Raw genomic sequence first — 25,467 nt, 5'->3', positions numbered from 1 at the left:
CTTATAACTTTATAAATATTGATTTTCGGAGTTTTGCTTCAATATTTTTTGTTTTATGTCCTTTTCCTGTAGTGTCTTCAACAAGTAGAATGCAACCTGTATTAAATGTTCTTTTTTCTCCTAATGAAGTTTCGATTTCTACACCGCCTTCCAGTAAAACAATATATTGACGGTCGGGAGCATTGTGAAAATTATAATCGTAAGAAGGGCTAACTTCTCTAAAAACGATTGATTTTACGGGTTGATCATCAGATAAAAATCCTATATCGCCATTGTTTTTCAACGGAACTTCAAAGTCTTCAAAATGACTTTCTCCATTGGTATCGCTATAAACACGGGTAATTGTAATCATTATTTTTTATTGAAAATCAATGCATTTGCGCAATCTACCTCATCCTGGCTTATGGTATGTCCCATATTTGGGTAGATTTTTTTAGTAACATCAGCGCCCATTTTTGTCATAAGGGCTTCAGTATCATTAACTCTTTCGACAGGGACATGAAAATCAGGATCGCTTGTTCCAATAAATACCGGAGTATTTTCGAAGCTTCCTGAATAATGATTTTCATAAACCTGATCGCCAATCAGTCCACCTGTAAAAGCGACGATTCCGCCATATTTAGCTGCATTTCTTGTTGTGAATTCCAAAGCAAGACAAGCACCTTGCGAAAAACCTAAAAAGTAAATGTTTTCTTTTTCAATTCCGTTTTGTTGAATAGCCACCACAACCTGATGAATAGCTTCTAATGATTTTGAAAATGAAGGTTCATTTTGATCAAGAGGAACCAAAAACGAATACGGATACCAAGTTCTATTTTCTGCTTCGGGCGCGACCAATGCAAAACCTTCAACTTTAAGATGTTTTGCAATAGACAGAATATCGTGAGCTCCAGCACCACGGCCATGAATCATAATTAAAGCTTTTTTTGCTTCATTTAAAGGTACGCCGTCTGTTAATATTTTTGTATTCATAGTTTTTTTAATCTTTAATTTGTCGCCTCAAGTCTTTCTTCTTTCATCTTTAGTCTTTAAAACTTTACTTTTTCCAGATATCTTCATATTCATCCGGATGTCTTTTGAATTGTGCGTGTACATAAGGGCAAAGCGGTAAAACTTTCATATTATTGGCACGAACGTATGCTACCATTTCTTCTAAAAGTTTTTTTGCATAACCTTTTCCTTCTGCTTCTGGCTCAACTCCTGTGTGATAAACCGTTAAAAGATCGGGTTTGATGCTTACCGTCATTTCGCCCAGTTTTTTATCATCGACATAGAGATTAAAAGCGCCATGTTTTTTTTCGTCTAATTCTAATTTTATTATTTCCATATGTTTTAATTAGTTCCTTGATTTTATTAGGAATTTGTTTTTTTAAAGATACTATTTTATCAGGAATCTGCAATTCAAAATCGGCGTTTATCTAGTTTTCGCGATGATACCAATAACAGATAATCATTGCTGCTCCTGGCAGAATTAAAGTTTCCAATCCGAAAAACTTTCCTGCTAATGCTCCCAGAAAACAGCCAACAAGAAACCCAATTATAGTGACTAATTGTTTCTTGAAACTTAAAACCACATCAGCATCTTTAAATCCGGTTTTAAATAAATTTCCTAAATCAAGAGAAGCTTGTGTTACATTTCCGGTCATCATGGTTGTTGGTCCGTGGGTTTCTTTGGCGTAAAGTTTTCCAAAAGCATTCTGAAGTCCCATTGCAAATACAGTTGTCATAGCAACCGAATAAATTACCCATTCTGAAGTGTTATTTAAATAACTAAAAACTGAGAATGCAATCCCACTCAAAATCAATATTACGCCTTCCCAAAATAAAATAGTATACCGATTTGTCGCTCTTAATGCGATTCTTCCGCCAGTAATTACGGCAATAATAAAGACCGGAAAAGTCAGCAGTTTTATCCAGGCATTGATGTCTGAACCTTTGATGATTTGATAAGCAAAGACTATAAAGTTGCCCGTAACGTGTGCTGAAAATATCGAATCGGCAGCGACAAAAGTTACGGTATCACAATATCCTGCAATCATGGTTAAAAGCAGCGTTACGTACCAAATGTTTTTTTGTTGTACTTCCATAATTTTTAGTTTAAATGAGCGCGAAGCATCCACGCCATTTTTTCATGATTTTCGACAAGTCCCGTGATAAAATCACTTGTTCCAGCATCTTGTAGTTCGTTGGCAATACTGTTGATGTTTTCTCTTAAATAAATTATGATGCTTTCATGATCAGAAAGTAATTCTTTAATAAAACCATTGGCATCATTTTTCTCATGTAATTCTTCTGAAAGATGTGTCAATGCTAAAAAATCTTTTAAAGTTGCAGGCGTATAATGACCTAAAGCTCTGATTCTTTCGGCAACTGTGTCAACAATTTCATCAATGGCGTCATATTGCTGTTCGAAGAAAAGATGTTTATTATAAAAATCCGGACCTTCAACGTTCCAATGTGCTCTTTTTGTTTTGGTATAAAGAATAAATTCGTCTGCAAGAATTTTGATTAATACCTCAACAACTTTTGAGATGCTTTCTTGTTTAATTCCGATGTTTGCTTTCATTTTAAATTTGGTTTAGTTAATAATATATTATGAGTAATTCCAAATAAATTAAACACATAGAAACATAGGTTTTCTTTGATTTTGAAAAAAAATAAAGAAAGAAACTAGTTTCTCACACATAGTTCTATGTGCATTAATGCTAGTGAAACGCCTTGGTACGCATCAAAAAGCTATGTTTCTATGTGTTAAAAATATTTATCTGTTTAAATTAATTGTTTATTAATGTCAATAAATAATAATCAAGTGAATAAGTTCCTGCGCCAAGTGCAAGAAGCAATAATAGTGATAAAGTGTACATATAAGGAACGTCACGTACTTCTAGTGAATCATTTCGGTGAACCACAAAATAACCAACGGCCGTAACACCAATTGTTGGAAGCACCGCAAGGCGTGTTCCGAGTCCGAGAATAATGAAAAACGGAATTATTGTATCTGAAAAAGTAGCCACTAATCCATTCAGTTTTTCAGGCAGATGCAACGGATTCGGAACGTGTTCTTTTTGTCCGTTTTCAACTCTAAATTTCTTCATTCCGTGCACTCTGAATAATTCAATTGCAAGCAAAACTCTAAATACTAAAAGAGCTGCATTGTTGAACGAATTTCCTAAATCGGAATAAAGGATTTGTTTTATAATATCAATCATTTCTTTTAAATTTAGAAAGCAAAACAAGAACAACCTAAGGCGCCCCAAAATGCATTATAATTATTGACCGGAACATTGCTCATTCGGGCGGCATCGTGATTGTGTAAATGAACATCACAACTTCCGCTGCAACAGTGAATCTGTGAAGTCAGTTTTGGTTTAGCATCTGCTTTTGTGTTTTTTTCAATCGTACTCTGAAAACTGCTTCTCACCGGATAACCGTTGTAAATATTTGTTGGCGACCAATCTGGTAAAATTGGAATAGTAGGAGGAGAGAACGAAGAAAAATCGCCATTTGCATACACAATCTTTCCGTCTACAATGGTCAGATCAGCTTCTATTTTTTTAATGTCTTCGTCATCAATAGAAAAATAATCACGATCTAAAACCACTAAATCAGCAAACATTCCAACTTTAATATCACCCTTTTTAGTTTGTTCCTGTGAAAACCAAGCGCTTCCTCTAGTGTATAATTCCAAAGCAGTTTGTCTGTTCAATCGGGTTTCATTATACAATTGTAAGCCTCCAACGGTTTTTCCGACCGTCATCCAATACATAGAAACCCACGGATTATAACTGCTCACACGTGTAGCATCTGAACCCGCGCCAACAGGAACTTCCATCTCAATCATTTTTTTGATTGGTGGAGTGTTTTCGGCTGCCTTTGCTCCGTAACGATCTGTGAAATATTCACCTTGATACGCCATTCTGCTTTGTACAGCAATTCCGCCGCCTAAAGCTTTTACACGTTCGATGTTTCTTTCGTCAATTGTTTCGGCGTGGTCAAAAATCCACGGAAGTCCATTGAAAGGAACATCCTGATTGATCTTTTCAAAAACATTCAAAAATCGTGTTATGCTTTCGTTATAGGTAGCATGAAGTCTGAATGGCCAACGGTTTTCTACCAAAAGGCGAACTACCTTTTCAAGTTCTGCTTCCATATTTTCTGAAAGATTCGGCCTTGGTTGAAGAAAATCTTCAAAATCGGCAGCAGAGAAAACTAGCATTTCACCAGCTCCGTTATGACGGTACATGTCGTTTCCTTGGTATAGTTTCACGGTATCAATCCAATCTGAAAAATCTTCAAATTCGTGTTTTGGCTTTTGAGTAAAAAGATTATAGGCAATTCTTACCGTTAATTGTTTCTTTTCATTCAATTCATTAACCACTTTATAATCGTCTGGAAAGTTTTGGAAACCACCTCCGGCATCAATAACACTTGTGATTCCGAAACGGTTCAATTCTTTCATAAAATGACGCGTCGAATTGATTTGATGTTCATAAGAAAGTGTTGGGCCTTTAGCTAAAGTCGAATACAAAATCATTGCATTTGGAGTCGCAATTATAAGTCCGGTTGGCTCTCCGTTTGAGTCGCGTTCTATATGTCCGCCCGGCGGAGCAGGAGTGTTTTTATTGTAACCAACTGCTCTTAGTGCGGCTCTATTCATGATTGCACGATCATACAAATGCAGGATAAAAACTGGAGTATCTGGTGCAATAGCGTTAATTTCTTCCAAAGTTGGCATTCTGCGTTCCGCAAACTGAAATTCAGACCAGCCGCCAACTACACGAACCCATTGTGGATTCGGAGTACGATCGACTTGCTCTTTAAGCATTCGAAGCGCATCGGCCAAAGATGGAACTCCATCCCAACGTAATTCTAAATTATAGTTTAATCCGCCACGGATAAGATGAATATGCGAATCGTTGATTCCAGGAACAGCTCTCTTATTCTGAAGGTCGATTATTTTGGTTTCTTCAGAAGCAAAACTCATAATGTCGCTGTCATTTCCAACGGCAATAAATTTTCCGTCTTTGATTGCAACTGCTGTAACATTTGGAGTTTCTGGATTGAAACTATGAATTTTTCCGTTGAATAAAATTAAATCTGCTTTCATAAATTAATTGATTAGAGTTGAGCTTCGGATAGGTTAAAATATTGTAAATGCATTTACTAGATTAGTGTTTCAGCATTGTGTGAGCATATTGAATTCCTATACCGTATGAACCTCCATATTTTTTCATCAAAGAAGTTACAGGACCATAAGTTTCCTGACGAGCCCAATCTCTTTGAAGTTCTAATAAATATTGGATAGCAGTTACCGGAATTGCCCCAGCTTGTATCATTCTTTCTACGGCACGTTCGTGCGCTTCTTTGCTAACATCACCACAAGCATCTGTAATTACATATACTTGATAACCTTCTTCGATTGCTGATAAAACCGGACCAACGATGCAAACACTTGTCCATAATCCTGCAAGAACTAGTTTTTGTTTTTTCTTTGCTACAATGGCTTTATATGCATTTTCATCTTCCCAAGTATTCATTGTTGTACGATCGATATATCCTGAAGTTGCAATTGGATAAAACTCTTCTACTTCTGGAAAAACCGGCCCTGAAAAACTTTCTTCTGCAACAGTTGTTACAATTGTACTTACATTAAAAATTTTTGATGCTCCTGCGACAATAGCAACATTCGTACGCAATTCGTGTACAGGAAGATTGCTTGTAGCAAAAGCCATTTGACCTTCAAAATCGATTAATACTAAAGCGTGATTGTCTGGGGTCAATAAGTTAACTGATGGTTTCATAATTTTTATTTTAAGATTTATATTTAGTTAAGCCAATGAAAGACAAAACTTTTAATTGGTTGTTAAAGAATTTGCCTTTTGAAAAAGACATTTTTTATTTATTGATGTATGGAAAGTTTTCTAATCATTTCAGTTGAAACACTGTCGGCATAAGTTCCGAAAGCACTCGTTAGAACACCTTTCAGATTATGGATTTCAGATATAATGCCGTACACAATATCTTCATCTGCGGGATTACTGTCGCCTTCAAAGCGAAATAAATATTCAATTTTGAATTCTTCCGGCGACAAGCTTTGTTTGGTAGTGTTGCAACGAATGCAATCTGAATCAAGATTAAAATCTGCTGTAAAACCTTGAGAACTCAACCATTGCAAAGCTTCAGTAACGGTATCGAAAGAGGGTTGTTGGAAAAAACTCATAATTTAGTAAGATTAAAACTGCCTTTAAAAACAAATCTTTTGCAGGCAGTTTTGATTGATTTATTTTATAAAAGCCAAAATATCCTTGTTGATGGTTTCTGCCTCAGTTGTAGGCATTCCATGAGGAAATCCTGGATACGAAATCAATTTTCCGTTTTTCAGCAATGCAGCAGATTTTGGTGCTTGATGATAAGGAACAATCTGATCATCTTCTCCGTGCAATACAAGAACCGGAATATCCAAACTTTTAAGATCTTCTCTAAAATCGGTTTCAGAAAAAGCTTTTATTCCTTCATAATGTGCTAAAACAGATCCCATCATTCCTTGGCGCCACCAATTTTGCTTAATTCCTTCCTGAACGGTTTGTCCTTCGCGATTCCATCCATAAAAAGGAATAGGGAAATCATAAAAATATTGTGATCTGGTAAAAGCTGTTCCGTTTCTGATTTCGTCAAAAATAGACAAAGGCACACCTTCTGGATTTGATTCGCTTTGAACCATAATTGGCGGTACAGCGCTAATGATTACAGCTTTTGCGATACGTCCTTTTCCGTATTTTGCTGCATAACGAATTACTTCACCACCTCCTGTTGAGTGACCAACGTGAATAGCATCTTTTAAATCTAAAGCTTCAACTAATTGAGCAATGTCAGATGCGTAAGTTTCCATGTTATTTCCCTCAGAAGTTTGGCTTGAACGTCCGTGTCCGCGGCGATCGTGTGCAATAACTCTGTAACCTTGTTTTAGGAAAAACATCATCTGTGCGTCCCAATCATCACTTGATAATGGCCAGCCGTGATGAAAAACAATTGGTTGTCCAGTTCCCCAATCTTTATAAAAAATTTCTGCTCCGTCTTTTACTGTAAATGTGCTCATGGTTTTTTGATTTTAAGATTAATATTGTTTTTAAAATTTTAACTAAAATTGAATGTTAAGTTTTGTGTTTTAACTTTTAAATCAATTTATATTTTGTTTTGTTATTAGTATGATGCAAATATATTATAGAATAAAACCTGCATCGATTAATCTAGATTAAGAAGTAAAAATTGGGGTGATTTTTTTTATCAGAATTTAAGGATCTCGAGTAGAATGCCATTCTTTGTTGCTTTTCATTTTCGGTACTTTAATTGATTTATTTGAATGCCAAACAATGCCAATTAATGTGCCTAAAATTATAAAGTCAATGATAGTGAGGTTTTTACCGTTTTTAAGGAGTCGCTATAGTTGCGATATTTCGCTAATTTATGAGCTGAAATTGTTTTATATAGAATTTTGAACTTATAGAGGAAAAAGCCAAAAATACTTTTCTGGCTTTTTTCGATTTTAATTATTCACGAATGGATGATTTATCCTGAAGCGTCATTTTGGCAATTTCATCTTTTCTTTTAAAACTTACGCCATTATGTTTTTTAATATAATCGAGTAAATCAGATGTTGTTTTTACCATTTGCGGAGTTCCGCCAATTCTGTCATGAAAACTGATCGATATTTGCCTGCGTTTGGATTCGCTCTCGGCATATAGCTGATCAAATTCTGCTTTTACCTGATTAAAAAATTGGTCCGATGAAAAGTTTTTACCTTCAATCAAAACGATATCGTTGCAGCGAATAGTGTAGGGAACAACAACAAAATCTTTTTTATTGGCTTGAATGATAAAAGGTTCATCCCGGCTTAAATCGTCTATGTGATAAGTAAAACCTAATTCCTGCAGGATTTTAATGGTATTTTCCCCACGACGAAGCCAATTTGCATTATAGCCAACAGCGGTAAATCCGGTAACTTGTTTTATTGCGTCGACGCCGGTTTTAATAAATTTCTTTTCTTCGTCATAAGACATGGCGTATTGCGAACTCCAATTCATGCCATGAGCAGCCGCTTCGTGTCCACGCTGTACGATTTCTTTTGCAAGAGCAGGATTTTGTAAAACAGCAGAACCGACCATATGAGAAGTAACTTTTATTCCGTGTTTGTCCCAATTGTCCAGCATTCTCGGAATTCCTTCTTTATAACCATATTGATACCAGGTTTCAGCAGGAAAGTCATTATAGCCTTTCTGCATGTTTTGAGGAAACGGACTTTCTGCATTTTGAGGCTGACCGCCCGCTTCAAACTGCATGGAAACGGAGACAACTAATCGTGAGCCATCCAACCATTTGTTTTGTATTTCAGAATCCATTTTTTCTTGTTTTATAGTATTTGAAAAAGTGTCAACAGGATTTGCCATTACTGCAGCGCCTGTTAAACCAGCCATTTTTATAAAGTTTCTTCTTGTTGTCATTGTTTTGATATTTAGAAATTATCATTTTCTTTTTGGCGTAATTTTTTTAACACATAGAAACATAGTTATGCTTTGTCAAAAAGGCGTTTCACTTAATTTGAATTCACATAGCTATGTGTTAGAAACTGGTTTCTTTCAATATTCTTTACCAAAATCCAAAAATCTATGTTTCCATGTGTTTAAATTAATTGCGTAGTAGGTTTTAAAACTTAATCTGTGCCGTTACGCCAGTAAAAAACATATTTTTTCCAGTTCCGGCTGCTTTTAAGAAATCCCCGGCTTTAAACCAGGTTGCTTCAACGCGGAAATACAAATATTGATTTGGCGTGTAAATAATTTCGCTTTCCAATTGTTTTCCAATTTCTTTAGCATCGGTTGCATCACCGGGATAAATCATAATAGTGTTTGGACCGTAAATTCCGTCTTCGCTGCTGTATCGCCAAAACATATCATAATCAATAACCCAATCGATATTTTTTGCCAATTCAAAACCAATAGAAGGATGAAAATCAACTAAATTAGATGGTCCGATGACAGAAGCTAATCCAAAGTAAGCGCCTCTTGGAAACAACGGATTAAAAGTATTTAATTGATTGTCGCCATTGGTTTTGTCACCGCTAATCAATTCGACTTTAAACCCTAATTCAGGTTTTAAAACAACTGAAGTAAATTGATATCCGGTATTTAAAGAAACCGTCCAGGCTTTAATATTTTTGGAATCTACATCTCCAAATTGATAAAGTGCTTCGGCATCATAACGCCATTCGTTATATTTACCCCAAATACGGGTTCCTATAGAATGGCGTAATTCTTTTCCGCTGGCATCATCAAAATTGGCATTTGCTCTTTCGTAACCTAAATAATAAAGGTCAATATTTTTGACTGCGGGAATTTTATTGATAACAAAATAACTTCCCCAAAACGGTCTTTTTTTGTTCGAAGAATCATCAAAAATACCGTCTTCAGCAACCACATAATGACTGTAGAATAAATCGGAACGAAAATTATTGATGCCAAATATAACTTTTGCAGCATCAAAAGATTGACGGTTATTTGGCCCGTCACGAACAGCCACTAAACGTTGTGAACCGTAACTTAATTCTTGTCTTCCTGCTCTAAAAATCAATTGTTTATTTTTTTCAGAAAACATATTTACATCAATAAATCCTTGATGTACTTCAAGCGGATTACTATCAACCGGACTTGGATCAATTCTTCCGTTGGCATTACTGCTTTGAAGCTGAACAAAAGCCCGGAAATATTTACTCGAATGAAAATCGGCATGAAGCAATAATCGGTTTAAGATGTAACCATCGTCATCAACAGGATCATCTCCCCATTTTTCATTTTTGGCATAGAAATATTGGTACCTGACCTCTCCTCCAAAACTTAAAAACGTTTCGCCAGAAGAAGAAAGCGGCATATATTTCATGGTTTTGTACCAATTTTTTTTGACCGTATCTTTTTCCAAAACCTTATAGTTTTCATCAAAACGCAAAGGCTTAAATTCAGGATACGACTGCGCGTGGAGCTGAATAGAAAGTAGAAATAAAAGAATATATTTTTTCATGGCTATTTGCCTAAGTTTTTCTTAATGTCGTTGTATGCATTTGGAATATTGAAATTGTAATGAAGCCAATTAAAAAGAACATACCCTTTATCAAATTCCTTCATCGTTACCGACGCTTTTACCTGATCTAAAGTTTCTCCTTTTTTAACGGCAATTTCTACATTTTCCTTTAAAGTATTTACATAATCAATCGTATATTTAATTCCTTTTTTATTGGTAATTCGGCCGTGACCCGGAACCACAACATCATTGTCTCCAATCCTATCATAAATTTTTTGAAGATTACGAACAGGTTCCAAAAAATAACCATCAAAAAGCCATGGAATCGCCGGACTTTCAGCAATAAACGGATTTCCTGCCCACAATACATTCTTGTCTGAATCCTTTAAATATACAAATAAATCGGCTGGAGATTGCGCTGTTCCCGTATTAATAATTTCTACAATTTTGCCACCGCCTAAATCTAATTTCAGACTTTGATTTAAAGCAATTGTAAGATCTGCAGGACGATATACACTTTGCTCGATGCCGCGATCTTTTCCAAAAAGCATGATCATAAATTGTTTGATTCCTTCGAAATTCTTCGCTAAGTTTTCTTTGCAGAATTCATTTTGGATTAAAATAGTTTCTTTTGGAAGCAAATAATTTCCAAAACAATGATCTCCGTGATCGCTTGTATTGACTGCATAAACAATAGGTTTTGGCGTAACAGAACGAATCAGTTTGTACAATTGATCGTATAATCTTTTGCTCAACATAGTTTCAATTAATAAAACGCCTTTATCACCCACAATAAATCCCGCCGAAGTGGCTTGCGGAATTCCTTTAGTCGTTTCTGTTTCAGTCGTTGATGGCGAAACGGCGTAGACATTATCCGAGATTTTATGCAGTTGCAATGTCACTTTGTTTGCGTCCCAAATAGGAACTTCAGGCGGCATTGGAAATTGTGCATATGTTTTTTGTGCCGATAAAAAAACGACAACAAAAAGTGTTGCAATTAAAATAGATTTATAATTTTTCATGATGTATTATTTATATGTTTTAAAAGTTAGCCCACGGATTAAACTGATGAAACGGATTTTCGCTGATCGGATATAAAAAAAATCAGTGTCAATCCGCTCAAATCTCTGTCATCTGCGTGCCATTCCCGTTGTTGTTATTTCTGGTAACCTCCAAAATATTTCACAGGAGACCAATCCGGAATTACCGCAGGAATTTCTGGACTCAAGGCTTTATATTCCGCGGAAGCGTAAACAATTTTGCCGTTTACAATCGTCAAAACCGATTCGATTTTTCGAACGTCATCTGTTTTTGCAGCGAAATAATCATCAGATAAAATCGCCATATCCGCATACATTCCTTTTACCAATTTTCCTTTGTCTTTCTCCTCGCCAGAAAACCAAGCACTTCCTGAAGTATATAATTTTAAAGCGGTGAATTTATCCAAAACTTGATCTTTTGGCCAGAACTGCATGCCGCCAATCGTTTTTCCAGTCAAAAGCCAATGCAAAGCCATCCAGGGATTGAAAGTTGAAATTCGTGTTGCATCAGTTCCCATTCCGACAGGAATTCCTAATTCAAGCATTTTTTTAATTGGAGGCAACTGTGTTTTTGGAGCTCCGTACAATTTAGTATATAATTCTCCCTGATAATACATTCTGAATTGTACTGCAATACCGCCGCCAAGTTTTTTCACGCGTTCGAGTTCAGATGGCGTAATGGTTTCGGCGTGATCAAAAAACCAGCGCAATCCATTAAAAGGGATTTCTTTATTCACTTTTTCAAAAACATTCAGCATTCTGTCAATTGATTCTCCATAAGTGGCATGCAAACGAAAAGGCCATTTGTTTTTGGCTAATAAGCGAATAATAGGCTCTAAATCGGCTTCCATTTCATCAGATAAAACAATTCTTGGCTCTAAGAAATTCTCAAAATCAGCAGCCGAAGCCACGATATTTTCTCCAGCACCTTCTTCCACATAACCATTTGCCACAATCAGATTATCATTTTTATTAATTTGAGTTGTCGCAACCCACTTTTCATAATCTTGTAATTCTTTCCCTTTTTGCTGCGCAAATAGATAATAAGATATTCTTAAACTTAATTTATTTTGTTTCGCCAACTCAAGAGATGTAACATAATCAGCAGGAAAATTTTGGCTTCCGCCGGCAGCATCAATAACACTTGTTAATCCAAAACGATTTAATTCATGATTGAATTGGATGGAACTGTTAATGCGCTCTTCCGGATTTAATTTTGTTGTTAAACCCAGAGTCGTATATATGGCTTTTGGAGTTTCTTTGGCGTACATTAAACCCGTTAAATTGCCTTTAGTATCTTGTTCTAAAAGGCTTCCTTCGTATTTAGTGTCTTTGGTGTAACCCAGAACTTCGATTCCTTTTTTGTTTAGAAAAGCTTTTCCATATAAATACGTTATAAAAACAGGTTTATCAGGAACTGCGGCGTTGATTTCGTCAATTGTTGGTTGTCTTTTTTCTTCAAATTGAAATTCGTTCCAGCCTCCAATCACTTTAATCCAAGCGCCGTCGGGAGTTCTTGCTGCTTGTTCTTTCAGCATTTCCATGGCGCGTTTTAAGGTTTTTACGCCGTCCCAACGCAATTCAGAATTGTAATTCAAACCTTCGCGAATAACGTGCATGTGACTGTCATTCAATCCTGGAATTACCGTTTTCCCTTTGGCATCAATCAATTTTGTTTCTGTGGATTTATAAGAAGAAAGAATGTTTTTTTCGGTTCCAATGTCCAGAATAATTCCATCTTTCATTGCAATTGCCTGAACAAATTCGTTTTGTTTCTGCATGGTTGCAATTTTTCCATTATAAATAATCAGATCAGCTTTTTGCTGGGCTTGAGATAGCAAGCCCGCAAAAAACGATAATATTAAAAATAGTTTTTTCATGATTTTAATTATTTAGCCAGAAAAAAGGCTAGTAAATCTTTTTGTACTTGTGCTGTATTTTCCTGAACCAACCAATGTCCTGAACCAGCAATTTTAGATTCGGTGACATTTTCTGCAACCAATTTCGAGTGATCTTTAAGGAAAGCTGCTGCGAAATATTCTCCGCCCATAGCTAATAATGGCATTTTTAGTTTTTTCTTTGCGAAAATAATGTTGTCTTTTCCATCCTGATCAAACGCTCCAAACCATTTAAATGCAGCAGTTGTACCACCTTCAACGGCATAAGCTCTAATAAATTCTGTAGTTTCTTCAGCAGTAAACGGATCTTTTACATGTCCTACAACTGGCCAGAAATTAGTCAAGAATTCTTTTTCTTTTCCTTTAACAATATCTCCAGAAGCCGGCCATGCAAAGAAACCAAACCACCAAGCAGATCCTTTTACATTTGACCAAACTGGTTCAATACCAGGCAAAAGTGCATCCATCAGAGCCAATTTATTTACACTGTCGCCATATTGCGCCGCATAAGCATACGCCACCATAAGTCCGATGTCGTGTCCGGCTAAATTGATTTTTTTATACCCAAGCTGATTCACTAATTCATGAATATCTGATGCCATTGTTTTTTTGTCGTAACCACCTTCTGGCTTGTCAGATTCTCCGACACCTCTTAAATCAGGAGCGATTACAGTAAAATGTTTAGAAAGTTCTGGTAATAAGCGATTCCACATGTACCAGTTTTGCCCAAAGCCGTGAACCAAAACCAAAGGATCGCCCTGTCCACCAATAACGTAGTGAATTTTGATTCCGTTTACAGTTGCTGTTGCATGTTTAAAATTGGATGGTGGGTTTGCAGGAGCGACTTCGGGAGTTTCTGTTGTTGGTGTAGATGCTACGGCAGGAGTTTCTTCTGCTTTTTTGTTGCATGAAATTAAAGTCAATAGTGTAAATCCTAAAAATAAAAACAGGGTAGTTTTACTTTTGAAGTTTAAATAAGCGCTGTTTACTAAATTCGTTTTCATAATCTTAAATTTTATTGGAATAATTGGTTAATAAATAATTGGTTTTAAATTTTATGGATGTTGTTTTGCAATCCAGTCTTGTATATAAACTGCGATTTCCTGCCAGCCAGGCTGATTCAGAACAAAATGGTTTCTGTCTGGAAAAACTTTGAAGTCTGTAACAGAATCTTTATCAGTGTATTTTTTATAATTGCAATAATTGAGCGATTCGGGAATAGTATGATCTATTGATCCTGCAATTAGTAATAATGGTTTATGTGGCGCTTTAAAATCTACTTTTGCAGCTGAAGTTATAGTGTCACGAACAATTAATTTTGATTCTGGAATTACAGATTCGCAATAGGCTTTATCCTGCCATTCTTCCGGCATTCCGTTTGTAAAGGCGTATTGCCATTGCGGAAAACTCATTAAGAAAGTTTTTTTTGTTGAGGTGAAAAAACCAAGAGGTCCCCAACCAGCTTTCAAAAAAGAAAACTTAAAAGTCATAATTCCTTGAGGAGGAACAGAATGTATTGCAATTGCAGCCGATGCTAAGTTGCGCTGTAAAAGTATCTGCGCTACCAGTCCGCCAATAGAATGACCAATAATAATAGGTTTCTGCGGCAGATTTTTAGCGATATTTTCAAAATATTCAATAAGATGCGTTAATCGTAATCCGGCAATTTGAGGATCAGGATGACGATCGCGTAAAACACTCGCCGGAGCATCTTTATACGGCCATGCCGGTGCAAGAGTTTTAAAGCCTTTATTTTCAAAAAAGTCTTTCCACTCGTCCCAACATTTATTACTGACAAAAGCGCCCGTGATAAAAAGAATTGTAGTAGGGTTTTCAGTTAGCATAATACATTGTTTTAATGTTATGCCAAACTATAAACTAAAACCGAACCTTTTATTTAAGTTATTGATTATTAGCTGTTTAAATGTTTTTAAGAAAGCTATACCAAACTATATATCGTTGAAAAACGGAAAACAAGTAACTTAATATCGTTGATAATGGTTGATGGTTGTTAGTTTTTGGTTGATGGTTGTTGATTTTAAGTTAATTGCAAAGACTTTATCAAAATTTGTAATCAATCATTAAAGAAACTCAAAACAAAAAGACCATCAACGATCAACCAAAAACTAACAACTATAATTAAAAATGGCTTCTCTTAATACCCAGCTTCTGCATTCTTGAAGCCAAAGTAGTAGGAGGAAGGCCTAATATTTCAGATGCTCCGCCTGCGCCTCTGATTCTTCCGTTGCATTTTTCTAAGACATTAATAATATGCTCTCTTTCGTTTTCCTGAATAGTTTTAAAATACCATTCATTTGCCGAATTGCTTATTTTAATTTCATCAAAAGCAGGAAGCGGAATATGTTCAATGGTATTCGTTTTTGCTAAAAGAATGCTTCTTTCGATAAGGTTTTCGAGTTCGCGAATATTTCCGGGCCATTGATATGACAAAAGACTTTTTAAAGCATTTTCAGCTATCTCGGTTACATTTTTTCCCGTTTTAACACTATATACAGCAATAAAATGACGGGCAAGAAGACCGATATCTTCTTTGCGTTCTCTAAGCGGCGGCAATTGAATTGGAAAAACATTTAATCGATAATATAAATCAAGTCGGAAGCGACCGTCTGCGACTTCTTTTTCCAGATTACAATTTGTTGCAGCAATTATTCTAACGTTTACTTTTATGGGAACATTTCCGCCAACACGTTCAATTTCTTTTTCCTGAATGGCGCGAAGTAATTTTGCCTGCATTTCAAGCGGCATATCTCCAATTTCATCTAAAAATAATGTTCCGTTGTTGGCTTGTTCAAACTTGCCAATTCGTTTTTCTGTGGCTCCTGTAAAAGATCCTTTTTCATGACCAAATAGTTCAGATTCTATTAAACTTGGATGCAGTGCAGAGCAATTGATTTTTACAAACGGCTGATTTTTTCTATCCGATAATTGCTGAATGCTATTAGCAATACTTTCTTTTCCTGTTCCGCTTTCTCCTGTAATTAATACGGTTGTATCGGCCGGAGCGACTTGCAGAATATGATCAAATAATTTTAATAAAGCCGGACTTTTACCTACAATGGATTCAAAGCCAGAAATTTTTGCATTTTTGCCTGCATTTGTATTTGCAACTGAGTTTGTTTTTTGGACTATTTTTTTGTCGGCATTGATTAAATTTTCAATAGCATAAATTAAAGGTTCCTGAAGTCTTTCACATAATGTAAGATGATTTTTGTTGTAATTATCAGCTTGTTTGCTGAAAAATGACAAATATAATCCTCCATTTTCATGAAGTGTCAAAGGAACTGGCAGCATTAGATTGGATTTCATATTCATAGAATTCGCAATCATTTTTTTGATAGGCGTTTTATCGCATATTTTTATAAAATCCTGATTGTTATAAAAAGTGGCTACGGTCTCAACCTGACTTTTGTTTCTTAAATCATTTATTTCAGATTCTTTTAAAGCGGTGATGTTTTGTAACTCTTCAATCCCAATTTTCTGATATTCATGCAATCCTGTTCTCGAGTAGCCTAAAACTCTGTTTGATAGTTTGCTATCGACATAAAAAACAGCCATTACAAGATCAAATGAAATCAGCGGTTGTAAAGAAGTGACAATATTAAGAACTCTGTCATCCCAAGTACCGCTTTTTTTGACAATTGCTTTGAGTTGTTTCTGAAATAAAAGCTCTTTGCGAATAGAAGACTCAATACCATGTTCCTGATGGTATTTGGCAATTTCAATTGTAACCAATAAATCCTGTTCTCTAAAAGGCTTTACTAAAAAACCATACGGATACGTTAATTTTGCTTTGCTAAGTACTTGTTCGTTTGAATTTGCAGAAAGATAAATAAATGGAATATTATCTTCTTTTAATATTTCAGCAAGGTCAATACCGGTTTCTTTTCCTGATAGAAAAATATCCAATAAAACCAATTCGGGTCTCTCCTGAGCAATATAATATTTGGCATCTGTTACTGAACGCGCCATTCCCGTAACAGAATGACCTGCTTTTTTCAGCATCAATCGCAAGTGATTTGCTTCTACAAATTGATCTTCAACAATAAGAATTTTTAATGATTTTGACATTTTATAGATTTAAATTAATGAAGATTATTTTCTTTGAAAGTAAATTCCAATGATATCTTGGTACCATTTGAATTTGTAATTAAAAACTTTCCTTCGATATCTGCAGATAGCCCATGCATTAATTTTACACCTAAAGAAGGATAGTTGTAAGGATCAAAATCGGGTGGAAGCCCGATCCCATTGTCATGAATAATTAATTTATAGTTTTCATCGTCAGTTGTTTTAAGCGAAATAGTAATAATATTATTTGTACGATTTGGAAAGGCATATTTAATAGCATTCGTAACGGCTTCATTGAAAATAAGGCCAATTGGAATTGAATGTGACAGTGGCAGACTAAAACTATCAATATCAAGAATGAATCGGATGCTGTTTTTGATTTCGAAAGAATCTTTTAAATATTCTGTTAATTCGAAAATATACGAAGGCATATCAATAATCGACAAATTTTCTGATTGATATAATTTTTGATGGATTAAGGACATGGCCTGAATTCTGTTGTGACTACTGTTGATGGCCTGTATTGCTTCTTCATTTTTTAGAAATTCAGCTTGGCTCGCCAATAAGCCAACAACCATATGCAGATTATTTTTTACGCGGTGATGAATTTCCCGCAACAGCCATTCTTTTTCGGCTACCATGTTTTGTAGGGTATTGTTTTTTTTATTTATTTCATTTTGCTGCGTTTCCAGAATTATATTTGTTTTTTTCTTAAACCTATAGCTTTTGTAAAGTAGCCCAAGAATGATAAGTAAGAGGACTACAAAAGTTATCATCGAATTACGTAAAAACACCTCGTTTTTAAGTCTGCTTTGCTGCAAAAGTGTTGTGTTTTTAAGTCTTATAATATCACGGTTTCTTTTATCGGCTTCGTAAATAATATTAAGTCTGGAAGAAATTGGTAAAATTTCGTCTTCTTTTAGATGCGCAGCTTTATAAAAAAATATGGCTTTATTTAAATAATTCAGCGATTTGTTAAAATCTGAATAAGAAAAATATAATTCACTGATTTCTCGATAGCAATCACCAATTCTTTGATTGTTTCCTGATTTTTCAAATATTGCTGCAGCTTTAAAAATGGGAACCAACCTTTCTGGTATTGGTTTCCTTGTTCTCATTTTTGCCGACCAAACCATGACCCAGGACTCTGCCAAATCATCTAATTGATCTGTTTTGCTCAATGCCGCGATTGCTTTTCTGGCGGTAACTTCAATCATCGAATCGTTATTTCTCAACTGATACACCATTGAAAGTTGCAGATAACATTTTCCAATATAAATATTAGAATGCAAGGCTTGGCTTATTCTAAGGGCATCTTCGGCATAGTGAAATGCTTTTTCTAATGTTTTAGGATTGTCGTAAGAAGCTTCATACCAGTCGCTTATTTGCAACAGAATTTTGACTTTATCGATGTTTTCCTGAAGTCCATTTAATAATTTTTCAGCTTTTTTTACTTGTTGTTCACTATAAGCGGGCTCTTCATCAATATTATTTTCGGGAACAAGCAACTTTATTTCAGAGGTTTCCACTTGCTTTAAATCTTTTAAAAAAGTCGAGGCATTTAAGTCTCCAATTGTAAATAATACAAGGAGGAACAAAATTATTTTTGTTTGATTAGACAACATTTTTCGTGGAATTAAACTGGTTATACGAAGGTATTGATAATTATGTACTTAAGTTTGAATTATCCTAAAATTGATTGCCGACGATATATCGTTGCTTATTCTCTGCAAGGATTCTAGATTCCTTGAGTAATGATGCTTATATTTGGGAGTATAATTTTAATAATGCTATCAATGAAGAAAATTGGATTTTTATCTTTTGGGCATTGGGCAAATCATCCTTCATATAAAGCTCGTACAGCAAGCGACACCTTGCTTCAATCCATTGATTTAGCCGTTGCGGCAGAAGAAATTGGTTTGGATGGTGCTTATTTCAGAGTGCATCATTTTGCGAGACAGCTCGCATCACCATTTCCTTTACTTTCTGCCATCGGTGCTAAAACAAGCAAAATTGAAATTGGGACAGGAGTAATCGATATGCGATATGAGAACCCATTGTATATGGTTGAAGATGCCAGTGCCGCTGATTTAATTTCAGAGGGACGTTTACAATTAGGAATAAGCAGAGGATCACCGGAACAAGTTATTGACGGTTGGCGCTCTTTCGGATATGAACCCGAACAAGGTGAAACAGATGCCGATATGGGACGCAAAAAAGCTTTAGAATTCCTGGATAAACTTAGTGGTGAGGGATTTGCAGAGCCAAATCCGTATCCTATGTTTCCAAATCCGCCTGGCTTGTTGCGTCTGGAACCCTATTCTGAAGGATTACGAGAAAGAATTTGGTGGGGAGCTGCATCTAACGCCACTGCTGTCTGGGCTGCTGAAAACGGAATGCATCTGCAAAGTTCTACTCTGAAATATGATGAAAATGGAAAACCTTTTCATATTCAGCAGGCTGAACAAATCAGACTGTATAAAGAAGCATGGAAAAAAGCGGGACATGATCGCGAACCAAGAGTTTCAGTGAGCCGTTCCATTTTTGCGCTGGTCACAGATCAGGACAAATATTACTTTGGCGATCAAGGAAAAGGCTCTGATAGTTTTGGAAATATTGAAAGCGACAAACGAGCCATTTTCGGAAAGAGTTATGCAGCTGAACCAGATAAACTTATTGAAGAGTTAAAACAAGATGAGGCTATTCAGGAAGCTGATACACTGCTTTTAACAATACCTAATACATTAGGCGTTGATTATAACGTGCATATACTTTCTTCTATATTAAAATATATTGCTCCAGAGATGGGCTGGCGATAGAGTTTAAAAATATTTTTTAAACTCGTTGTTATTAAAATGCCCCAAAAAGTTAAATACTATTTTGGGCATTTTAAAATCGCTATACCATCTTATGATGACTTTGATTGTGGAGAAAAACGATATTGCAATGGCGATACTTTCATGTGTTTTTTAAATAGACGAGAAAAATAATACGGATCATCATATCCTAATTCAGCTGCAATAATTTTTACTTTAACTTCAGAAGTTATTAGTAATAAACAGGCCTGTTGTAATTTTAAGTGAATAAAATAATCCAATGGAGCCATTCCAGTGCTTTTTTTGAAAAGCAATGAGAAATGTGAAGGCGATAAATTGTTTATTAAAGCCAGATCTTCTAAAGTGATTTTTCCGCCCAGATTGTTTCTCATGTAAGCAATAGTGCTGCTTATTATGTCTTTTTCGTCCTGTCTTTTTTCATTGACATTGACATCAGGGTATAAAAAAGAGGAAAGAAAATGATATAAGCATAAATTTGCCTTGGTAATATTTTCTTTTCCATAACCCATTTCAAGGTTTTGGTACATGATATGCCATAGTTCTATTCCTTTCTCATTATAGGCGATTTGTCGCGGACCGTCAAATAAGCCAATATTGAAACTTTTATTAAAAATATCTATTTCGCGACTGCTAAAATGAACCCAATATATAGTCCAAGGATCATCTTCATCAGCTCCGTAAATTATATGTTCACTTGTTGCAGGAATTATAAAAAATTGATTTGGTCTAATTTCAAAACGTGTTCCATTTATACTATGCCAACCTTTTCCGCGCACACAATAAATTAGAATATTATCTGTGCATCCTTTTTTTCGTTCCCTGTAATAATAAGTAGCCTTCGGAAAAAAACCAATATGTGTAATATATAAATGACCTAAGACCGGATTCTCTTCAATTGCTTTTTGCCAAATATTATTAGGCAAGGAAATTAATTTTTCCGTCCGAAATTCATCGCGTTGTTTAAAACTTTCCATGATAATTTAATGTGAACAAAAAAGCGTTTAAGGCTAAAATACAATTTTATTTTCTTCTGTTTTAATTTTAAAATGATTTTTGAAAGATCAATGGATTTTGACTTTAACGGTCTTAGTTATTTTTCAGATGCAAAAGTTTTTGATATGATTGTGATTTTACATTTCTGAATAACAGGTAGTTGTGTTTTTTTTATAAATATTTGAATTAAGAAACAGGAAAAGTTTTTTCTCTTCAATTTTTGAACACTAATTTTTGTATGAAATATTCTAGCATATTTTTTTCTTTATCAACCCGATAATAAGATAATCCATTACAATGATTTACTAAATTCTCCCTAGTAATTTTATAGGTTTATAAAAGTATTTTCTCAAAATAAGCAAATAAGAGAATAATAAGATAATCCATCATAATAATGAAATAGTCCATTTATTTTAAGAAACTAATAAAATAGATTTGCTTATATTTAACAAATGTTTAAGTCGGAAAAAAGGAATAAATTTTAAGCGTTTGGCTGAAATTTATTACTTTTTTAAAAATAATTTTACGTTAAAACATTGATATTTAGTTTTTTGTAAAATTTAAAAAATATATTGTAAAATATTTAGAAAGAACTGCGAATGAAAAAATAATACTTAAAAGTTAATCAAAAAAAGATCGACATTTTACGATGAATTTTTTAAACTAAATTAAGGAATGTAAAGAAGATATTGCTGCCAAATCTATAATAAAACTAATCAACCAACTAACTTAACCTATGGCAAAAAGACTACCCAAACTACCTCCTTTACTGCAAAGTAAAATTTACAAAACCGGACAAACAAGAAGCGCGAATGATGATGTGATTTTTCAAAATAGAGCCAATAGAAATGGCACCGTTTTGATCCCTTTTGAATCTATTGATTTATTCGACGTTTCCGTTCTGACTTCTCAAAAATTTGAAAGTGGATTTATTGTAGTAATGAGCCCTGAGGATTATTACACAAATCCTGATGCATTAATTACTATGAAAGCCAAGAAGCTAAAACTTGGTGTTAATACTATTTTATTTTATGAGACAAGGACACAATGGAATAATTTTAATCCTTATAAAAATAAGCTCTCTGTAGCTGAGAAAAGGGCAGTTCCTATTGATGGTCATTTTGTCGCAAGAATAGTATCATCAGGAATAAAAGGCGAGGAGAAAATTATTCTTGGTTTTAATACCAGCAACTGCAAAGGTGCCGGAATTAGAGTTGCCGAATATGCTCCACTTTCAATAATCAAATCCTGTCATTTGCAATTAGAATATTTATTTTGGCTCTGCTACGATGCTGAAGAAGTAGCGCTCAACGCTGGCATGACGGAAAGTGATATCGAAAATCGAAAGGCTGCTATTATTACAGCCTGTAATAATCAAAAACTATCCAATACCGACCGACTTTACAAGACGCGAATTATTGACAATGTAAAAAACACGATTTGCCCTCTTTGTCTAAAAAAATTAAGCGCAGGGGCTTTTATGATCAATTTTTTTGAATCATCTGAGAAATCATCAGATATTGACAAAGAAGTTAGTCAGATAAACCTTTTTTACATTAATCAGTTGAAAATTGGAGAATTTAACCATTCGCCATATAATTTGGCTTGGGGACATCAAAGTTGCAACATGATTTGTAAAGAAACCGGGGTAATTGAAACTATTAAATGGATGAAAGAAGTGGTAGTAAATACTATTATTTTCAATAAAGATTCATCCAATTAAGACTTTATAGAATATGCTGAGAAGTATTTTATTGAAAATGTATACACTCTAAAAACAGCATAAATCCATAAAATCACAAATCCACTATTTAATAAAAAGAATGGCCATTTGTCAAAATGCCAAGCAATACTCATTTGCAGTAATTGCAGATTGTTTTTTTGTGTTTTAAGACAAAAAAAAGTAAAACTTGATTAGTGATATAAAAGCTCTTCCGTTGAATCTATTTAAAAAGTGGTATCAAAAAACATAAAAAATCATCAAAAAAAAATAAAAAAAATGATCAGCGACTTAAGAAAAAAATACATCGAAAATTATAGTGGCTTTCCAAGAGAAATTTGGATTTTGACATTAATAACTTTTATAAACAGAACGGGAACAATGGTAATTCCGTTTCTCTCAAAATACATGCGAGAGAATCTGCATTTTGAATATAATCAGATAGGCTGGGTTATGGTATGTTTTGGTGTGGGTTCTTTTATTGGAACCTGGCTAAGTGGTGTTTTGTCTGATAAAATCGGATTTTATAAAGTAATGATAGGTAGCCTTTTCGGAAGCGGTATCATCTTTTTTATGTTGCAGTATATAACATCATTTGAAGGGTTTTGTTTTTCAATTCTACTTTTAACAACTATAGCAGATATGTTCAGACCCGCAATGTTGGTATCTTTAAATACATATACTCGAAAAGAAAACAAAACCAGAGCACTGGCTTTGGTAAGATCAGCAACAAGTCTGGGCTTTTTATTTGGTCCTCCTTTAGGCGGTGTTATAATTATGCTTGTTGGATATAAATATCTGTTTTATGTAGATTCGGCTACTTGTATATTGGCGGTTTTAGTTTTTGTTCTTTTAGTTAAAGAAAGAAAACTTCCTTTCAAACTCAAAAAAAACAATATTGGAGTAGACAAATATGCAATATTAAAAGATAAAGCATTTTTAACGCATATGTTTATTTCGCTGATTACTGGAATTATGTATTTTCAAGTATTCACTACATTAACCCTGTATCACAGAGAACAATTTAATTTATCAGAAGTAAACAGCGGTTTGATTTTGAGTTTTAGCGGAATATTGACACTGCTGTTTGAATTGCCAATTGTCAATTATGTAGAGAAAAACAAAATTAATAAGCTTAATGTTATTATGGTAGGTTTGGGCTTTATGGTGCTTAGCTATATTCTTTTATTAACGAATGACAAATGGTACGGAATATTGTATGTAATGATGTTTTTTATGACACTTGGTGTAATGTTGACTTTTCCTTTTGCAAATTCATTTGCTATGACGAGATCACACAATAATCAGGAGGGAAGGTACATGTCTGTTTTCACAATGAGTTTCAGTCTTGCACACATTCTAAGCGCTAAAACAGGTATGGAAATTGTCGCGTATGCGAGTTACAGAGCAGATTTCATATTTATGAGTTTAATTGGTTTATTAGCTATTTCGCTTTGTTATTGGTTGGTAAAAACGGTTGAGAAAGAAACAATAGAAACTAAAATAAAAATAGTGCAATCCATTTTTGTTGATAAAAACAAGAAGCTATAACTCGCTTTGATCTGAAAATGAACCTATAATTCCTTTTCAATGTTTGAATAAAAATGAGCTTTTCATATTATTAATAAACACTCAATTAAGATGAAAAAAAATATTGCATTCATAGCTATAATTATTTTTATTTTCTCGGTTCCTTTGAACTTGATGTCTCAAGAGCTTTATGCAGGAATTGAAATAGGAAGCAAGGGAATAAAAATGTCGGTAATAAATGTTCAAAATATTAAAAAAGGTAAATACGAAGTAGTTGATTTTTGGACAGAAAATATTGCTATCGCGAAAGGGATTTCCATTGACGGAAAATTAGCCGAAAATGATATTGAAACGGCTTTTAATGTCACGGTGAAAAATTACACCAAATTGCTAAAGGAATTCAAAATTGAGGAAAAAAACATCTTTATAGTTGTATCTTCTGGCGTAGGAATGGCCAAAAATGTAGACGTATTACTTCAAAAGTTATATGTTTTTACAAATATTAATGTAGCCATAATTACTTCTGATACGGAAGCAAAATTATTATTAAAAGGATGCATTCCACCAAAAGAATATTCTGATTCGTTAATTCTTGATATTGGAGGAGGGAATACGAAGGGCGGATATGTAGAGGAATTTAATGAGGAGGATATTTTGGTGTTTTATCCGGTAACTTTAGATTTGGGGACAGTAACTTTTACAGAGAAAATAAATAAAAAAGCAAAAACGAATTCAGTTGACGAATTTAATGAACTGCTCGTTAATGCATTGCCTGAATTAAAGGAACAGACCGATCATTTATATCAGCAAAGTCCTAAAATCAATAACAAAAAGAATGTATACATGTCCGGAGGCGCAGTTTGGGCATTCTATACATTGTATAAAGGGAAAGGAGCAACAGAAAATTTTAGTCCGTTTGAAATTAAGGAAGTTGCAGATTACAACACTATGATAAAAACAGATTACGCAAAATTTGAAGCATTAGCATCGCAAAATAAGGATGTTGAGAAAGTATTGAAGACTTATTCTCAAAAATATTTAATTGCGGCAAATTCAATATTGCTGACTGTATTAGAGAAAATTCCTGATGTGAAGTCTAAAAAAATCTATTTTACGAAACAGGGACAAATGGCATGGCTGCTTTCTTATATTGCTGATTCGGCAAAAAGAGCAAAAAATATCCGTTAAGGATGTCTTTAACTATATTTTTTATTAGGTTGAAACGACTGATTTTGGAGCTTAGTTTTTAATATTATGGGTCATAAATTAAGCTCGAAATAATAGTTTTATAA

General features: G+C 34.4%; 23 protein-coding genes. 4 read left to right on the top strand and 19 right to left on the bottom strand.

Annotated features, from left to right (window positions below; genetic code table 11):
- Position 1: 1 nt before the first annotated feature.
- The 18 genes from ACWA1B_RS17830 to ACWA1B_RS17745 form a co-directional block, all read right to left on the bottom strand.
- On the bottom strand, positions 2-352 hold the full coding sequence (locus tag ACWA1B_RS17830; protein WP_456909234.1) for a cupin domain-containing protein: 351 nt from the start codon (positions 350-352) through the stop codon (positions 2-4).
- Entirely contained in the window at positions 352-972 is a 621-nt protein-coding gene (locus ACWA1B_RS17825; protein WP_456909232.1) for an alpha/beta hydrolase, read from the bottom strand. The genes ACWA1B_RS17830 and ACWA1B_RS17825 overlap by 1 nt, the downstream gene beginning before the upstream one ends.
- Positions 973-1,036: 64 nt before the next feature.
- Positions 1,037-1,327: a GNAT family N-acetyltransferase gene (locus ACWA1B_RS17820; RefSeq protein WP_142452475.1), complete on the bottom strand. Its 291-nt coding sequence runs from the start codon at positions 1,325-1,327 to the stop codon at positions 1,037-1,039.
- A gap of 91 nt (positions 1,328-1,418) precedes the next feature.
- On the bottom strand, positions 1,419-2,087 hold the full coding sequence (locus ACWA1B_RS17815) for a YoaK family protein (RefSeq protein ID WP_456909229.1): 669 nt from the start codon (positions 2,085-2,087) through the stop codon (positions 1,419-1,421).
- A 5-nt stretch (positions 2,088-2,092) separates the two neighbouring features.
- The gene (locus tag ACWA1B_RS17810; RefSeq protein ID WP_456909227.1) at positions 2,093-2,566 is read right to left on the bottom strand and encodes a Dps family protein; all 474 of its coding nucleotides are present in this window, start codon (positions 2,564-2,566) and stop codon (positions 2,093-2,095) included.
- A 208-nt stretch (positions 2,567-2,774) separates the two neighbouring features.
- Positions 2,775-3,209 (bottom strand): DoxX family protein, encoded by a 435-nt coding sequence (locus tag ACWA1B_RS17805; RefSeq protein ID WP_456909225.1) that lies wholly within the window; start codon positions 3,207-3,209, stop codon positions 2,775-2,777.
- 11 nt (positions 3,210-3,220) lie between these two features.
- Positions 3,221-5,107: an amidohydrolase gene (locus ACWA1B_RS17800; protein ID WP_456909223.1), complete on the bottom strand. Its 1,887-nt coding sequence runs from the start codon at positions 5,105-5,107 to the stop codon at positions 3,221-3,223.
- Positions 5,108-5,168: 61 nt separating this feature from the next.
- Complete coding sequence (locus ACWA1B_RS17795; protein WP_035652272.1) at positions 5,169-5,801, bottom strand: hydrolase; 633 nt, start codon at positions 5,799-5,801, stop codon at positions 5,169-5,171.
- 98 nt (positions 5,802-5,899) lie between these two features.
- Positions 5,900-6,220 (bottom strand): phosphoribosylpyrophosphate synthetase, encoded by a 321-nt coding sequence (locus tag ACWA1B_RS17790; protein ID WP_456909221.1) that lies wholly within the window; start codon positions 6,218-6,220, stop codon positions 5,900-5,902.
- A 60-nt stretch (positions 6,221-6,280) separates the two neighbouring features.
- Positions 6,281-7,096 carry an alpha/beta fold hydrolase gene (locus tag ACWA1B_RS17785; RefSeq protein ID WP_142452469.1) on the bottom strand — a complete coding sequence of 272 codons (816 nt, stop codon included), beginning with the start codon at positions 7,094-7,096 and terminating at the stop codon, positions 6,281-6,283.
- Positions 7,097-7,547: 451 nt separating this feature from the next.
- Positions 7,548-8,498 carry a polysaccharide deacetylase family protein gene (locus tag ACWA1B_RS17780; RefSeq protein ID WP_456909219.1) on the bottom strand — a complete coding sequence of 317 codons (951 nt, stop codon included), beginning with the start codon at positions 8,496-8,498 and terminating at the stop codon, positions 7,548-7,550.
- Between the two features lie 202 nt (positions 8,499-8,700).
- Complete coding sequence (locus ACWA1B_RS17775; RefSeq protein WP_456909217.1) at positions 8,701-10,068, bottom strand: alginate export family protein; 1,368 nt, start codon at positions 10,066-10,068, stop codon at positions 8,701-8,703.
- 2 nt (positions 10,069-10,070) lie between these two features.
- Entirely contained in the window at positions 10,071-11,090 is a 1,020-nt protein-coding gene (locus ACWA1B_RS17770) for an MBL fold metallo-hydrolase (RefSeq protein ID WP_456909215.1), read from the bottom strand.
- Between the two features lie 134 nt (positions 11,091-11,224).
- The gene (locus tag ACWA1B_RS17765; RefSeq protein WP_456909213.1) at positions 11,225-12,988 is read right to left on the bottom strand and encodes an amidohydrolase; all 1,764 of its coding nucleotides are present in this window, start codon (positions 12,986-12,988) and stop codon (positions 11,225-11,227) included.
- An 8-nt stretch (positions 12,989-12,996) separates the two neighbouring features.
- Positions 12,997-14,010: an alpha/beta fold hydrolase gene (locus ACWA1B_RS17760; RefSeq protein ID WP_456909211.1), complete on the bottom strand. Its 1,014-nt coding sequence runs from the start codon at positions 14,008-14,010 to the stop codon at positions 12,997-12,999.
- 51 nt (positions 14,011-14,061) lie between these two features.
- Positions 14,062-14,850: an alpha/beta hydrolase gene (locus ACWA1B_RS17755; RefSeq protein ID WP_456909209.1), complete on the bottom strand. Its 789-nt coding sequence runs from the start codon at positions 14,848-14,850 to the stop codon at positions 14,062-14,064.
- 295 nt (positions 14,851-15,145) lie between these two features.
- On the bottom strand, positions 15,146-17,095 hold the full coding sequence (locus ACWA1B_RS17750; RefSeq protein WP_456909207.1) for a sigma 54-interacting transcriptional regulator: 1,950 nt from the start codon (positions 17,093-17,095) through the stop codon (positions 15,146-15,148).
- A gap of 14 nt (positions 17,096-17,109) precedes the next feature.
- Positions 17,110-18,693, bottom strand: coding sequence for a sensor histidine kinase (locus ACWA1B_RS17745; RefSeq protein WP_456909205.1), 1,584 nt, complete (start codon positions 18,691-18,693; stop codon positions 17,110-17,112).
- Between the two features lie 198 nt (positions 18,694-18,891).
- On the opposite strand from ACWA1B_RS17745, the gene ACWA1B_RS17740 reads away from it, so the two are divergent.
- Positions 18,892-19,914, top strand: a complete 1,023-nt coding sequence (locus ACWA1B_RS17740) for an LLM class flavin-dependent oxidoreductase (protein ID WP_035652249.1) — start codon at positions 18,892-18,894, stop codon at positions 19,912-19,914.
- A gap of 89 nt (positions 19,915-20,003) precedes the next feature.
- Here ACWA1B_RS17740 and ACWA1B_RS17735 read toward each other — a convergent pair whose 3' ends face one another.
- Positions 20,004-20,906, bottom strand: a complete 903-nt coding sequence (locus tag ACWA1B_RS17735; protein WP_456909203.1) for an AraC family transcriptional regulator — start codon at positions 20,904-20,906, stop codon at positions 20,004-20,006.
- 755 nt (positions 20,907-21,661) lie between these two features.
- On the opposite strand from ACWA1B_RS17735, the gene ACWA1B_RS17730 reads away from it, so the two are divergent.
- The 3 genes from ACWA1B_RS17730 (at position 21,662) to ACWA1B_RS17720 (ending at position 25,363) form a co-directional block, all read left to right on the top strand.
- Positions 21,662-22,648 (top strand): BstXI family restriction endonuclease, encoded by a 987-nt coding sequence (locus tag ACWA1B_RS17730; protein WP_456909201.1) that lies wholly within the window; start codon positions 21,662-21,664, stop codon positions 22,646-22,648.
- A gap of 276 nt (positions 22,649-22,924) precedes the next feature.
- The gene (locus tag ACWA1B_RS17725; RefSeq protein WP_456909199.1) at positions 22,925-24,196 is read left to right on the top strand and encodes an MFS transporter; all 1,272 of its coding nucleotides are present in this window, start codon (positions 22,925-22,927) and stop codon (positions 24,194-24,196) included.
- 90 nt (positions 24,197-24,286) lie between these two features.
- Positions 24,287-25,363: a Ppx/GppA phosphatase family protein gene (locus ACWA1B_RS17720; protein WP_456909197.1), complete on the top strand. Its 1,077-nt coding sequence runs from the start codon at positions 24,287-24,289 to the stop codon at positions 25,361-25,363.
- The last annotated feature ends 104 nt before the right edge of the window (positions 25,364-25,467 follow it).

It is taken from the genome of Flavobacterium xizangense (assembly GCF_054075145.1).
This window is presented reverse-complemented; position numbering and strand designations above follow the sequence as displayed.